Origin of the sequence: Pseudomonas sp. NBRC 111124 (genome assembly GCF_001320245.1) — a bacterium.
Taxonomy (GTDB): Bacteria; Pseudomonadota; Gammaproteobacteria; order Pseudomonadales; family Pseudomonadaceae; genus Aquipseudomonas.
This window is the reverse complement of sequence record NZ_BCBA01000030.1, coordinates 35944-50245: the sequence shown is the minus strand read 5'-3', so window position 1 is coordinate 50245 and position 14302 is coordinate 35944. Positions and strand designations below refer to the sequence as shown.

The 14302-nt window shown below is 63.7% G+C and carries 8 protein-coding genes; 7 read left to right on the top strand and 1 reads right to left on the bottom strand.

Annotated features, from left to right (window positions below; genetic code table 11):
• Positions 1 to 134: 134 nt before the first annotated feature.
• From hutU to hutG, 5 genes are all read left to right on the top strand, one after another.
• Positions 135 to 1808: a urocanate hydratase gene (gene hutU / locus APH28_RS12710; protein WP_060509791.1), complete on the top strand. Its 1674-nt coding sequence runs from the start codon at positions 135 to 137 to the stop codon at positions 1806 to 1808.
• Positions 1809 to 1878: 70 nt separating this feature from the next.
• Complete coding sequence (gene hutH / locus APH28_RS12705) at positions 1879 to 3411, top strand: histidine ammonia-lyase (protein WP_060509789.1); 1533 nt, start codon at positions 1879 to 1881, stop codon at positions 3409 to 3411.
• 144 nt (positions 3412 to 3555) lie between these two features.
• Positions 3556 to 4947 carry an amino acid permease gene (locus APH28_RS12700; RefSeq protein WP_060509787.1) on the top strand — a complete coding sequence of 464 codons (1392 nt, stop codon included), beginning with the start codon at positions 3556 to 3558 and terminating at the stop codon, positions 4945 to 4947.
• A 15-nt stretch (positions 4948 to 4962) separates the two neighbouring features.
• Positions 4963 to 6168, top strand: a complete 1206-nt coding sequence (hutI, locus tag APH28_RS12695; protein ID WP_060509785.1) for an imidazolonepropionase — start codon at positions 4963 to 4965, stop codon at positions 6166 to 6168.
• Between the two features lie 10 nt (positions 6169 to 6178).
• Complete coding sequence (gene hutG, locus APH28_RS12690; protein ID WP_060509783.1) at positions 6179 to 6982, top strand: N-formylglutamate deformylase; 804 nt, start codon at positions 6179 to 6181, stop codon at positions 6980 to 6982.
• Between the two features lie 60 nt (positions 6983 to 7042).
• Here the strand turns inward: hutG and APH28_RS12685 are convergent, their stop codons facing one another.
• Positions 7043 to 12562 carry a dermonecrotic toxin domain-containing protein gene (locus APH28_RS12685; RefSeq protein ID WP_256249263.1) on the bottom strand — a complete coding sequence of 1840 codons (5520 nt, stop codon included), beginning with the start codon at positions 12560 to 12562 and terminating at the stop codon, positions 7043 to 7045.
• A gap of 169 nt (positions 12563 to 12731) precedes the next feature.
• On the opposite strand from APH28_RS12685, the gene pip reads away from it, so the two are divergent.
• Both pip and dtd read left to right on the top strand, forming a co-directional pair.
• Complete coding sequence (pip, locus tag APH28_RS12680) at positions 12732 to 13703, top strand: prolyl aminopeptidase (RefSeq protein ID WP_060509781.1); 972 nt, start codon at positions 12732 to 12734, stop codon at positions 13701 to 13703.
• Entirely contained in the window at positions 13700 to 14137 is a 438-nt protein-coding gene (gene dtd, locus APH28_RS12675; protein WP_060509779.1) for a D-aminoacyl-tRNA deacylase, read from the top strand. The genes pip and dtd overlap by 4 nt, the downstream gene beginning before the upstream one ends.
• Positions 14138 to 14302 lie beyond the last annotated feature (165 nt).

The window sequence follows — 14302 nt, the reverse complement described above, 5'->3', positions numbered from 1 at the left end:
GGCCCCAGTGCATTCATGAATTCGGAGGAGTGGTTCGTTAAATTTGGTTGTCCATGCTTGTACATACAAGTAAAGATGTGTTTGTATATCTACCACGACACATCTGCCCGCGGACAACCGCCGAGGACCTTCCCGTGACCGACAACAACAAATACCGTGACGTTGAAATCCGTGCCCCACGTGGCAACAAGCTGACCGCCAAAAGCTGGCTGACCGAAGCGCCACTGCGCATGCTGATGAACAACCTCGACCCGCAGGTCGCGGAAAATCCGAAAGAGCTGGTGGTGTATGGCGGCATCGGCCGTGCCGCACGCAACTGGGCCTGCTACGACAAGATCGTTGAGACCCTGACCCGCCTGGAAGACGACGAAACCCTGCTGGTGCAGTCGGGCAAGCCGGTCGGCGTGTTCAAGACCCACAGCAACGCCCCGCGCGTGCTGATCGCCAACTCCAACCTGGTGCCGCACTGGGCCAACTGGGAACACTTCAACGAACTGGACGCCAAGGGCCTGGCCATGTACGGCCAGATGACCGCCGGCAGCTGGATCTACATCGGCAGCCAGGGCATCGTCCAGGGCACCTACGAAACCTTCGTAGAAGCCGGTCGTCAGCACTACGGCGGCAGCTTGAAAGGCAAGTGGGTACTGACCGCGGGCCTTGGCGGCATGGGCGGCGCCCAGCCATTGGCGGCAACCCTGGCCGGTGCTTGCTCGCTGAACATCGAATGCCAGCAGAGCCGCATCGACTTCCGCCTGGAAACCCGCTATGTCGACGAACAGGCCGCTGACCTTGATGACGCCCTGGCGCGCATCGCCAAATACACCGCCGAAGGCAAGGCGATCTCCATCGCTCTGCACGGCAACGCCGCCGAAATCCTGCCAGAGCTGGTCAAGCGTGGCGTGCGCCCGGACATGGTCACCGACCAGACCAGCGCCCACGACCCACTGAACGGCTACCTGCCAGCCGGCTGGACCTGGGAACAGTACCGTGACCGCGCACAGACCGAGCCGGCTGCCGTGGTCAAGGCCGCCAAGCAGTCCATGGCCGTGCACGTGCAGGCCATGCTCGACTTCCAGAAGCAGGGCATCCCGACCTTCGACTACGGCAACAACATCCGCCAGATGGCCAAGGAAGAGGGCGTGGCCAACGCCTTCGACTTCCCAGGCTTCGTCCCGGCCTACATCCGTCCGTTGTTCTGCCGCGGCATCGGCCCGTTCCGCTGGGCGGCGCTGTCCGGCGAGGCCGAAGACATCTACAAGACCGACGCCAAGGTCAAGGAACTGATCCCGGACGATGCCCACCTGCACCGCTGGCTGGACATGGCCCGCGAACGCATCAGTTTCCAGGGCCTGCCGGCACGTATCTGCTGGGTTGGCCTGGGCCTGCGCGCCAAGCTGGGCCTGGCCTTCAACGAAATGGTGCGCAGCGGCGAGCTGTCGGCGCCAGTGGTGATCGGCCGTGACCACCTGGACTCCGGCTCGGTGTCCAGCCCGAACCGCGAAACCGAAGCCATGCGCGACGGCTCCGACGCCGTTTCCGACTGGCCGCTGCTCAACGCCCTGCTCAACACCGCAGGCGGCGCCACATGGGTTTCGCTGCACCACGGCGGCGGCGTGGGCATGGGCTTCTCCCAGCACTCGGGCATGGTCATCGTCTGCGACGGTACCGATGAAGCTGCCGAGCGTATCGCCCGCGTGCTGACCAACGACCCGGGGACCGGCGTCATGCGCCACGCCGATGCCGGTTACGACATCGCCATCGACTGCGCCAAGGAGCAGGGCCTCGACCTGCCAATGATCACGGGCTGATCGCTGCGCTTTGAGTGATACTGAATAACAAGAGGGGCCTGCGGGCCCCTGACAAAATTGGAGTAGCGAAGTGACCGTACTGACCCTCAAGCCCGGCACCCTGACCCTGGCCCAGCTGCGCGCCATCCACGCCGCGCCCGTGCGCCTGCAACTGGATGCCAGCGCCGCACCGGCCATCGACGCCAGCGTTGCCTGCGTCGAGCAGATCATTGCCGAAGACCGCACCGCCTACGGCATCAACACCGGTTTCGGCCTGTTGGCCTCGACCCGCATCGCCAGCCATGACCTCGAGAACCTGCAACGCTCGCTGGTGCTTTCGCACGCTGCCGGTATCGGCGCGCCGCTGGATGACGCCCTGGTGCGGCTGATCATGGTCCTCAAGATCAACAGCCTTAGCCGCGGTTTCTCCGGTATCCGCCGCAAGGTCATCGATGCGCTGATCGCCCTGGTCAACGCCGAAGTGTACCCACACATCCCGCTCAAGGGCTCGGTTGGCGCTTCCGGCGACCTGGCACCGCTGGCGCACATGTCGCTGGTACTGCTCGGCGAAGGGAAGGCCCGCTACCAAGGCCAGTGGCTGCCGGCCACCGAAGCCCTGGCTGTCGCCGGCCTCGAGCCGCTGACCCTGGCTGCCAAAGAGGGCCTGGCGCTGCTCAATGGCACCCAGGCTTCCACCGCCTACGCCCTGCGCGGCCTGTTCCACGCCGAAGACCTGTACGCCGCCGCTATCGCCTGCGGTGGCCTGAGCGTCGAGGCTGCGCTGGGTTCGCGTTCGCCGTTCGATGCACGTATCCACGAAGTGCGTGGCCAGCGTGGCCAGATCGACACCGCTGCTTGCTTCCGTGACCTGCTGGGCGACTCCAGCGAAGTGTCGCTGTCGCACAAGAACTGCGACAAGGTCCAGGATCCGTACTCGCTGCGCTGCCAGCCACAGGTCATGGGCGCCTGCCTGACCCAGATCCGCCAGGCCGCCGAGGTGCTGGGCATCGAAGCCAACGCCGTGTCGGACAACCCGCTGGTGTTCGCCGCCGAAGGCGACGTGATTTCCGGTGGCAACTTCCACGCCGAGCCAGTGGCCATGGCCGCTGACAACATCGCCCTGGCGATCGCCGAAATCGGTTCGCTGAGCGAGCGCCGCATCTCGCTGATGATGGACAAGCACATGTCCCAGCTGCCGCCGTTCCTGGTGGAAAACGGCGGGGTCAACTCCGGCTTCATGATCGCCCAGGTCACCGCTGCCGCCCTGGCCAGCGAGAACAAAGCCTTGTCGCACCCGCACAGTGTCGATAGCCTGCCGACCTCGGCCAACCAGGAAGACCACGTGTCCATGGCCCCGGCTGCTGGCAAGCGCCTGTGGGAAATGGCCGAGAACACCCGTGGCGTACTGGCTATCGAATGGCTGGGTGCGTGTCAGGGGCTGGACCTGCGCAAAGGCCTGAAGACTTCGGCGAAGCTGGAGCAGGCGCGTCAGGCGCTGCGTCGTGAAGTGCCGCACTATGACCGTGACCGCTTCTTCGCACCGGACATCGAGGCAGCTGTCGAGCTGCTGGCCAAGGGCAGCCTGACCGGGCTGCTGCCTGCTGGTGTCCTGCCTAGCCTGTGATGCCATCCCGGGGCCGCCTTGCGGCCCATTCGCGGGGCAAGCCCGCTCCTACAGTGCGTGTAGGAGCGGGCTTGCCCCGCGAAAAAGGGCTGCAAAGCAGCCCCCATCGACCTCACGACCACAAAAACAATTTAAGGACGTGACATGCAACAAGCTCAAGGTCTCAAGCGCGGGCTAACGGCCCGCCACATCCGTTTCATGGCCCTTGGCTCTGCCATCGGTACCGGCCTGTTCTACGGCTCCGCCTCGGCCATCCAGATGGCCGGCCCGGCTGTGCTACTGGCGTACCTGATTGGCGGCGCCGCAGTGTTCATGGTCATGCGCGCCCTTGGCGAAATGGCCGTGCACAACCCGGTGGCCGGCTCCTTCGGCCACTACGCCACCACCTATCTCGGCCCCATGGCCGGCTTCATCCTCGGCTGGACCTACGCCTTCGAGATGGTCATCGTCGCCATCGCCGACATCACCGCCTTCGGTATCTACATGGGCTTCTGGTTCCCGGAAGTGGCCCGCTGGATCTGGGTGCTGGGCATCGTCTTCGTGATCGGCGGCCTCAACCTGTGCAACGTCAAGGTGTTTGGCGAAATGGAATTCTGGCTGTCGCTGCTCAAGGTCGGCGCCATCGTGGCGATGATCCTGGCCGGCCTCGGCATCATGGCCTTCGGCTTCAGCCAGGTAAGTGGCGAACATGCCGTGGGCATCAGCAACCTGATCGAGCATGGCGGCTTCATGCCCAATGGCATCGGTGGCCTGATCGCCTCTTTCGCCGTGGTGATGTTCGCCTTCGGTGGCATCGAGATCATCGGCGTCACTGCCGGTGAGGCCAAGGACCCGCAGCGCGTCATCCCCAAGGCGATCAACGCCGTGCCCCTGCGCATCCTGCTGTTCTACGTGCTGACCCTGTTCGTGCTGATGTGCCTGTACCCATGGCCGCAGATCGGCAGCGAAGGCAGCCCGTTCGTGCAGATCTTCAGCCACCTGGGCATCGGCTCGGCCGCTGCCGTGCTGAACATCGTGGTGATCTCGGCCGCGATCTCGGCCATCAACAGCGACATCTTCGGCGCCGGCCGCATGATGTATGGCCTGGCTCAGCAAGGCCATGCACCGCGCAGCTTCGGCAAGCTGTCGAAACACGGTGTGCCATGGATGACCGTGGTGGTGATGGGGGCGGCGCTGCTGGTCGGCGTGCTGCTCAACTACCTGATTCCGGAAAACGTGTTCCTGCTGATCGCCTCCATCGCCACCTTCGCGACCGTGTGGGTGTGGCTGATGATCCTGGTCACTCAGGTGGCCATGCGCCGCAGCATGAGCCGTGAAGAAGCGGCCAAGCTGCAGTTCCCGGTACCGTTCTGGCCTTACGGCCCGGCCATGGCCATTGCCTTCATGGTGTTCATTTTCGGTGTGCTCGGTTACTTCCCGGATACCCAGGCGGCCTTGCTGGTTGGCGTGATCTGGGTGGTGTTCCTGGTGGCGTCCTACCTGCTGTGGTGCAAGCCGCGCGCAGGCAAGCACGTACCGGCCGAGCTGCACCGCTAGTCAAGGAGATTGCACATGAGAACCCTCTGGCAGCACTGCCACGCGGCAACCATGAGTGATGGCCGTTACTCGATCATCGAGGACGCGGCCATCGTCACCCGTGCCGGGCTCATCGAGTGGATCGGCCCGCGCGCCGAACTGCAGCCGTTCGAAGTTGACCGCACGGTGGACCTGGGCGGCGCCTGGGTCACCCCGGGGCTGATCGATTGCCACACCCATGCGGTATTCGGCGGCAACCGCAGCGGCGAGTTCGAACAGCGCCTGCAAGGCGTGAGTTATGCCGAGATCGCCGCCCAGGGCGGCGGCATCGCCAGCACCGTGCGGGCCACCCGCGCGGCCAGCGAGGATGAGTTGTTCGCCAGTGCTCGCCAGCGGGTTCAGGCGTTGATGCGCGATGGCGTGACCACGATCGAGGTCAAGTCCGGCTACGGCCTGGACCTGGCCAACGAGCGCAAAATGTTGCGCGTGGCCCGGCGCCTGGCCGACGAGCTGCCGCTGGCAGTGCGCGCTACCTGTCTGGCCGCCCACGCCTTGCCGCCGGAGTATGTCGGCAGGGCGGATGACTACATTGCGCATATCTGTGACGAAATGCTGCCCGCTTTGGCCGCTGAAGGCCTGGTGGATGCGGTGGACGCCTTCTGCGAGCACCTGGCGTTCTCCCCGGCGCAAGTCGAAAAGGTGTTTATCAAGGCCCATGAACTGGGCCTGCCGGTGAAGCTGCACGCCGAGCAGCTGTCTTCGCTGCACGGCTCCAGCCTGGCAGCGCGCTACCAGGCACTGTCGGCCGACCACCTGGAGTTCATGACCGAGGAAGATGCCATCGCCATGGCCAAGGCCGGCACTGTCGCCGTGCTGCTGCCGGGCGCGTTCTACTTCCTGCGTGAAACCCAGCTGCCGCCGATGGATGCCCTGCGTCGTCACGGCGTGAAGATTGCCCTGGCCAGCGACCTCAACCCTGGCACATCGCCAGGCTTGTCGCTGCGCCTGATGCTGAACATGGGCTGCACGCTGTTCCGCATGACCCCTGAAGAAGCCCTGGCCGGTGTCACCCTGCATGCTGCCACGGCACTCGGCCTGGGCGATAGCCACGGCTCGCTGGAGGCCGGCAAGGTCGCCGACTTCGTCGCCTGGCAGATCGCCCGCCCCGCCGACCTGGCCTACTGGCTGGGCGGTGACCTGCCCAAGCGCGTGGTGCGCAAGGGCCATGAAATTTCCAACTGAGCGAGGCACGATGGACAAGGCACTGAGTTTCCACCAAGGCCGCCTGCCGCTGTTGATCAGCATGCCCCATGCCGGCCTCAAGCTGACCCCGGCCGTGGACAAGGGCCTGGTCGACCAAGCCCGCAGCCTGCCCGACACCGACTGGCATATCCCGCGCCTGTACGACTTTGCCCGTGAGCTGGGCGCCAGCGTAGTGGCGGCGGAGTATTCGCGCTTCGTCATCGACCTGAACCGTCCGGACGACGACAAACCGCTGTACGCCGGTGCCACCACGGGTCTGTACCCGGCCACGCTGTTCGATGGCGAGCCGCTGTTCAAGGACGGGCTGGAGCCGACTGCCGAGGCGCGCAAGACCTACCTGGAGTCGATCTGGCTCCCTTATCACAACACCCTCCAGAGCGAGCTGGCGCGCCTGCGTGAAGCCCATGGCTATGCATTGCTGTGGGACGCCCACTCGATCCGTTCGCTGATCCCGCACCTGTTCGACGGCAAGCTGCCGGACTTCAACCTGGGCACCTTCAATGGTGCCAGTTGCGATCCGCAACTGGCCGAGCGGTTGCAAGCGGTATGTGCCCAGGCGCAAGGATACAGCCAGGTGCTCAACGGGCGCTTCAAGGGGGGGCATATCACCCGTCATTACGGCGCCCCGGCCAACCATGTTCACGCGGTACAGCTGGAGCTAGCGCAAAGCACCTATATGGATGAAACCGAGCCGTTCACCTACCGTGAAGACCTGGCCCGGCCGACGCAGCAGGTACTGAGGGCGCTGTTGCAGGCAATGCTGGCGTGGGGCACGGAGCGGTACGGGCGGTGACCTTCACCGGTTGAAAACGGCGACGCGACGCAGGGCGTGCGCGTCGCCAGTCAGCAGGCATCAGTTGTCAGCGACGCTGTTGATCTGCGCGAGGGTAAGTTCGCGCAGCAACTCTTGCTCTTCGTGGTGCTTGTCTTCCAGCAGGCCTTGCTGCAGGTTCAACTCATCCTGAAGCGGGTGGTCCATGCTGGCCAGCTCAAGAACGCGCAGACGGAAGCGAGCCTCTATTTCGGCAAAGCGATCGGCATGTTCGGCGCGCAGGCGCGTGGTCCAGTCGCTGTTCGCCAGCATATAGTCGACCAGTGCATCGCTCAGCTCACGCTGGCGGACCTTGTCCAGTACGCTGGTCAGCTCACCGCGCGCCAGGTTCGCTGCACCGCGAAAACGCATGCTGTCAGCGATCGGTAGGTCCAGCTCCTTGGCCAGGTCGCGGCGGTAGGCCAGTCTCACCGAGACTATGTCTCCCGAGCCAGTCCTGTGTTCGGCCAGTTCCTCCAGCTGATCGATCCGGAACAGTTGCAGCAGACGCCGACGCAGCGCTTGCAACGTATCGCCTGCGTCGACCAGCAGGTGCTGGTTCATCAGATACAGTTCGATGTTGTTGAAAGTCTGCAACGCACCATCATGGCAGGTCTGCGCCCCGGTCACAGGGTGGGGCAAGCCTTCCTGGGCGATCTGCTCCATCGTTGCGCGTTCTACCTCGTTGCTGAGCGCCGCCACCAGCATCAGGCGTACCCGCTCGCAGAAGGTGTTTCGCGTGTTCGGGTCGACATAGGGTGCAGCATTGTGCAAGCGGCCCACCAGGCGCAGCAGGTCGCTGTCCTCCAGCCGCTGCCAGCAATCCTGCAATGCTTCGTTCTGCGCCTCGTTGCCCAGCAGCCAGTCCTCCAGCCTAGGTGTATCGTCGCCCAGCAGAGGGAAGTGGGGGTGGTCGAGTGAGCCTTCACTCGAGGAGTTGACCAACTGCAGGTTGCCTGGGATATCCAGGGCGAAGGAATAACTGTGCTGGCTGTCCGAAAATGCCCTTACGCGCAGGATGGTATCTAGCGGCAACGGGTTATCGAACAGGGCGATTGACGAGATCGGCATCGGGTTGTTCAGGTTGGACAGGATGTGCTCGGGCAGCTCGCTGATATTGTTCGAGCTCAAGTCCAGCAGTTCGAGGGGCAACAGGCTGTCACACCAGCTTGGCCAGGCCTGCAGGTTCATGTTGGTCAGCGCCAGTGACTGCAGGTTGCGCGACAGCTGTGCGGGCACCTGACTGATACTGCCCGCGCGGTTGCCGGATAGGTCTATCGAGGTCAGGTGTTCCAGCCGCGCGAAGAGGTCGAGCATGGACTGGTCGACCTCCAGGTCCATGTTGCGAAACTCCAGGTAGGTGAGTTGAGATACACGCGCCAGGGCAGAGGTCAGCGCAGGGGTAGCTGCCTGGTGGGCATCGATGGTCAACCGGGTGACATTGGGAAAACGACGCAGCAGTTCGTCTAGCTGCGAAGCGCTGCCACGCAGGCGTGTCAAGCTCAGCGCTCGTACGCGCTCGCCGAAGAATGCCGGCAGCCGTCGAGGGAAATGTTCGATGGCCACGTCCTCGAGTTGCAGGCGCAGGTACTGCTGCCCCCGCTCCTGTTGTTGCCAGAACTCACTGATCGCGGCCTCGATGCGCTGCCTGTCCGCCAGTGCCTCCTGGGTCAGTGGGTTGCTCGAACTGGAGGCGTGGGCCCAGCCATCGATTGCGTCGTGCATCTGCTGGCGCTCGTTGCGGATACGGCTGAGTTGTTCGCTGAGCGCGACGGGCTGGTCCATGGCGATTCCGGACAGGTCGACGCCCTCGGTGAGCAGCAAGCGCTGCAGATCGTTTGCATTGATGCTGTTGCCCTGCAGCGAAATGACGGGTGGGGTGGCCAGGGTCGCTGCTTCATTGAGCAGAAACGCAGGCAAGCCCCGGAGGTTGTTGTCGCGCAGGGACAGGTGGCCAATGCGGCCGAGGGCATCGCTGCCGATGCCGATGGGCCATTGTGACAATTGCATCTGGTTCAGGCCCAGGTAATCGAGGGTCAGCTCGTGAAAGCTGGGGCTGTTGTTCGGCGCCAGCCGATTGCCGCTCAAGTCCAGATAGCGCAAATGGCCAAGCCCGGACAACAGGTTCAGGTCGCTCTCGGACAGCGCGATGTTCTGATGGGTCAATGTCAGGCGTTGCAAGCGTGGCAGGCTCTCGGTGATGGTCGGCACGCTGAACAAGAAGGACGAGGGTGTTGCCCTGGGGGCGTAGGGTCGGCTGATCTCCAGTGACTCGATGTTTCGCATCTGGCCGAGCAGGCGTTGCAGCAGGCGCTCGTTCTGCGCCCAGCCTGCCAGGGATCCTGATGGCAGGTCGACCAGGCTCAGGTTACGCACCCGGGTGGTGAAGAAGTCGGGCAGGGTCAGGGGTATATCGACCAGGGGGACGCGGGTAATACGCAGCTCGGCAGCACGCTCGGCAGTTTCGTCCAGCGCGATGTCGTACCAGTGCTGCAGGATCGACTCGCGCAGGCTGTCGTAGTCGCGTGCTGCCTGGTCAGTTGCCGGTGATATGGCTTCGCTCCAGTCATCCAGCCGGCTTTGCAGTTCGTTGCGCTGTTCGAGCAATGTCTGCAGATGCTCGAGCACTTGCGGCGGTGTTCGGCTGCGGGAAAGATCGCCCAGAATCTGCTCTGCCGAGCGGCCGGTACGTGCGGCCAGCCCGGTCGCCTCGACGGCCTCGAGCAGGCGTGCGCGGCTAACGCCTTGTGCAGCTGCGCCACCGCCACTGAGCGGGTAGCCCAGGCGGCCATCGGCCAGGCGCATGGGCGAGCGGTAACCGGGGCGCACCGGCTGCATGCGCAGCAGCGCCCTCAGCGCCGGGCGGGGGAGTAACGGGCTTTCCTTGATCAGCTGCTCGAGCGCCTGCTGGTCGGCAATCTGCATTTCCGTCATGGCTGCTGGCAGAGCCTGGTACAAGGCCGCATAAAGGCTGGGGTAAAGGCTCACCACTGCATCCGGCTGGCGATCGTCGTGAACGATGTACCCGGCCTCGGCGTGGGTAATGGTTTTGTACGGGTGACCCTCCAGCGGGCCCAGCTCATAGTCCTGTGCCGGCCAGGTCAGACGCTGCAGCAGCCGCACTCGAGTTGCGGCGGGCCAGCCCGGTAGCTGCGCCAGGGTATGTACGATCAGGCGGTCGCTGTCCCAGTTCGCCACGCAGGACAGGTACAACCCTTCGTAGGATCGGGCCAGGCGGATCTGTTGTTGGTAGACGCGAATTTCTTCGTTGAGGCGCAGTGACACCTTGCCGTTGTCGAGCATCTGCAGTTCGTTGCTGTCGGCGGCGCGGGCCAGTTCATTGGCCACCACTGCTGGCAACCGTGGGTAGACCCGCAGGAGGGCCTCGGCACCCGGCGCGGGTGCGATCGGCAGGGCGCTATAGGCCCTGTGGAATTCGGCAGGTCGCGTGCTGGCGCCAGGACGCAGGCGGAGGGTGTCGTCCAGCCTGAAACGCTGCAAGGTGTCTTCGAGCAATGCCGGCAGCCGTTGGTTGGTCGCCAGGGCTCGGCGCAGTTGGTCTTCGTCGCTACCACTGATGGCGACGATGCGCTGTAGCGTCGCCTCGTCGAAATGCGCGTTCAAGTGGCCGATACGGCGCAGCAACTGCGTGCCTGTCCAGCGCAGCGGCCGATCCGCTCCGAGAAGCCAGGCGCCGGCGCCGTTATGCCGCAAGGGTGGTTGATAACGCCCAGGGTACTGCGGATGTTGCAGGCGGTATTCGCCGGTTGCTGCTTCCTGCCTGACAATGTATTGCTCACCCTGCACAACCAGCCAGTGCCTGCCGTTGTGCTGGCGCAGGCCCAGCGCGTCCGTTTCCAGGCCTGCGGGCAGCGCCTCGGTGCTACGGTACGGGGCAAGGTCAGGTTTCCACAGCTTAACCTGGCCATCGGGCATTTCCACATCGTCCAGTTCCTCGATGAATGACGGCGTCTCAACGGGAATACGCTCTACTTCCGGTTCTTCCTCATCGACGTCATCAACTGCTGGCGCCTCCGCTGCGCTGCCCTGCGCTTCCCGCAAGGCCTTGGCCGCCGCGCTGAGGGCCGCCATGATCGCCACATTTTCGATGACATCGACCAGGTAGCCATAGGCAATGTCGCGTTCGTCGTTTTCCCAGGCTTCGATGCCGTCATACACCTCGAAAGCCAGCTGGGCCACACACACAGCCAGCATCGCCTCGCCCAGCCCGGGCACGAAGAAACCGGCGATGTTCAGGGCGGTGAGTACACGCCCGGCTAGCAGTTCCCGGTGCGCCTGCGCGGTGCGCCGGTCAACGATTTCGGTCGGCACGGCATGGAACAGCGCATCTTTTTCATGGCGCTGGGCTTTCTGAAACGCCATGACGCCCTGGAATGCATGGCTGAACGGTGTTGCTACGGGATACAGGGTGGCATGCAGGTTGACCACAGGCTCACGGACCCCTCGGATGCTCCAGCCCAGCGGGGTGAGCCGGTCTCTCAGGCGGGCAGTGATCGAGGCTTTGTCGCGGTCGGCGATGTGTTTGTCCAGATAGTGGATATCGGCCTGCAGCCGTTCCCCGAGCTCGGCCATCAAGGCTTCCTGGCTGGTGAACTCCTTGAGCGGCAGCAGGCTATCTTCCGGGATGTACAGGGCCACGGCCTGATGATCGACGGCTTGCAGGGTGATGAGCACCACGCCGGTCAGTTCCGCCTCCCACAAGTTGAGCAGGCTGAACGTTACAGCCGAGCGGGTCGACGGCGCCTGGTCAAGGGGCGCGGCAAGGGCAGCGGTGTACAGTTGTTCGCTGATATCGCCCTTGAGCCGGGCGAGATGCAGGGTCTGCCTGAACGCCGAGACTTCGGCGCGCCCCAGGGTTTCATAGACGGCCAGTGCGGTTTCGTCGGCCTCTGCTTGCGGCATGCTCGCGGGGTAATAGATGGCATGCAACAGCTCGTAATACTTGCCGCCGATATCGAGGGTACGGCACAAGTCGGCGAAAGCTTCGGCGGGGATTGCCACGGCATTGGTGATCGGCACCGTGCCCATGAAGCGGCGGTGATCAAGGATAACCGACTTTTCCAGCAAGGCGCCGGGCACGTCCATGCCATGCTCTGCAGCGGCGTCCTGGTCGAAGTTGTGCAGCGCGCAGTGGAGCAGCGAACGGGTGGCCCGGTCGATCGCCTGACGGCTGCCGATGGCATTGCCTGGGTTGATCAGACGGGTATCGACCAGGTAGGTATTGCGTACGTCCAGGTCAAGCCCGAAGCGCTGCCGGATGGCAGCAGTCAGCGTTTCGCTTGCGTAGGTCTCCAGGTCCGGTAGCTGCTCGAACAGTTTGTGCACCTGCGCCTGATGCTCGCGATGACGGGCGTGTTCTTCCTGCCATGCTCTGGCGATGTCCGGTTGCCGCTGGATCGCTGCCGGCAGCCAGGTGGGGGCCTGTTGCCAGTTGCGCATCGCGCGGTGGGTTTCGGGCGGGGCAAGCTTGAGCCAGGCGGGGATCTTGCGTTCAATGGTGGCGTAATGAACGCCGGGCTGGGAAATCGCTGGGTTTGGCATATTGATGGCCTTGCATGATAGGGCAAGGGACTATCAGCGGGTTGCCTGGCCTGTGGGAGGTAGATATGTCTGCCGCTGCGCAGCGGACGTGTCAGAGAGGACGGTGCTGAAAGCGCAATTCAGGTTTATGATGGCCCACGGCCGACCCAAACCTCACACGGAGTGCGCGATGCAGACCCTCTACCCGCAGATCAAACCCTACGCCCGGCATGATCTGGCCGTGGAAGCGCCGCATGTGTTGTATGTCGATGAAAGCGGCTCGCCGGAAGGTCTGCCAGTGGTTTTCATCCACGGCGGCCCGGGCGCAGGTTGCGATGCGCAGAGCCGTTGCTACTTCGACCCCAACCTGTACCGCATCATCACCTTCGACCAGCGCGGCTGTGGCCGCTCCACACCGCATGCGAGCCTGGAAAACAACACCACCTGGCATCTGGTCGAAGACCTGGAGCGCATCCGCAAGCACCTGGGAATCGACAAATGGGTGCTGTTCGGCGGCTCCTGGGGTTCGACCCTGGCCCTGGCCTACGCCCAGACCCACCCCGAGCGCGTGCACGGCCTGATCCTGCGTGGCATCTTCCTGTGCCGCCCGCAGGAAATCGAGTGGTTTTACCAGGCAGGTGCCAGCCGCATGTTCCCGGACTACTGGCAGGACTACATCGCGCCGATCCCACCGGAAGAGCGGGGTGACCTGGTCAAGGCCTTCCACAAGCGCCTGACCGGCAACGACCAGATTGCCCAGATGCATGCGGCCAAGGCCTGGTCCACCTGGGAAGGCCGGACCGCCACGCTGCGCCCGAACCCGCTGGTGGTCGACCGCTTCTCCGAGCCCCAGCGCGCGCTGTCGATCGCCCGCATCGAATGCCATTACTTCATGAACAATGCGTTCCTGGAGCCAGACCAGCTCATTCGCGACATGCCGAAGATCGCGCACCTGCCGGCGGTGATCGTTCATGGCCGTTACGACGTGATCTGCCCGCTGGACAACGCCTGGGCGCTGCACCAGGCCTGGCCGAACAGCGAATTGAAAGTGATCCGCGACGCCGGTCACGCCGCCTCTGAGCCGGGTATCACCGATGCGCTGGTGCGTGCGGCCGACCAGATGGCTCGCCGTCTGCTCGACCTGCCATTGGAAGAAGCATGAAGGGCTTGCTGCAGCGCGTGCGCGGCGCACGCGTGGAAGTCGGCGGGGAGATAGTCGGTGCCATTGACCAGGGATTGCTGGTGTTGGTGGCCGTCGAGCCTGAAGATACGCGCGAACACGCCGACAAGCTGTTGCACAAGCTGCTGAACTATCGTGTGTTCAGCGACGATCAGGGCAAGATGAACCTGTCGCTCAAGGATGTCGGTGGCGGCTTGCTGTTGGTCTCCCAGTTCACCCTGGCTGCCGATACCCGCAGCGGCATGCGTCCGAGCTTTTCGACGGCAGCGCCACCGGCGCTCGGGGCCGAATTGTTCGACTATCTTTTGAACAAGGCCCGTGGCCAGCATGCCGATGTGGCGAGCGGGCGCTTTGGTGCAGACATGCAGGTGCACTTGGTCAATGATGGCCCCGTGACATTCTTGTTACAAATATGAGGTCGAAAAACCCTCTGTTTATAGGAAAACAAGGGGTTTTGTACGATAAATAGTTAGTCCACACTGATGCGTTGTAACGCATCCTGCTGGATAATCGCGCGCTGCGTGAGCCTGCGTTCGCAGGTTCGTTTCACTCTGACTCGAGCATTGTCTGGACCTGTTTGG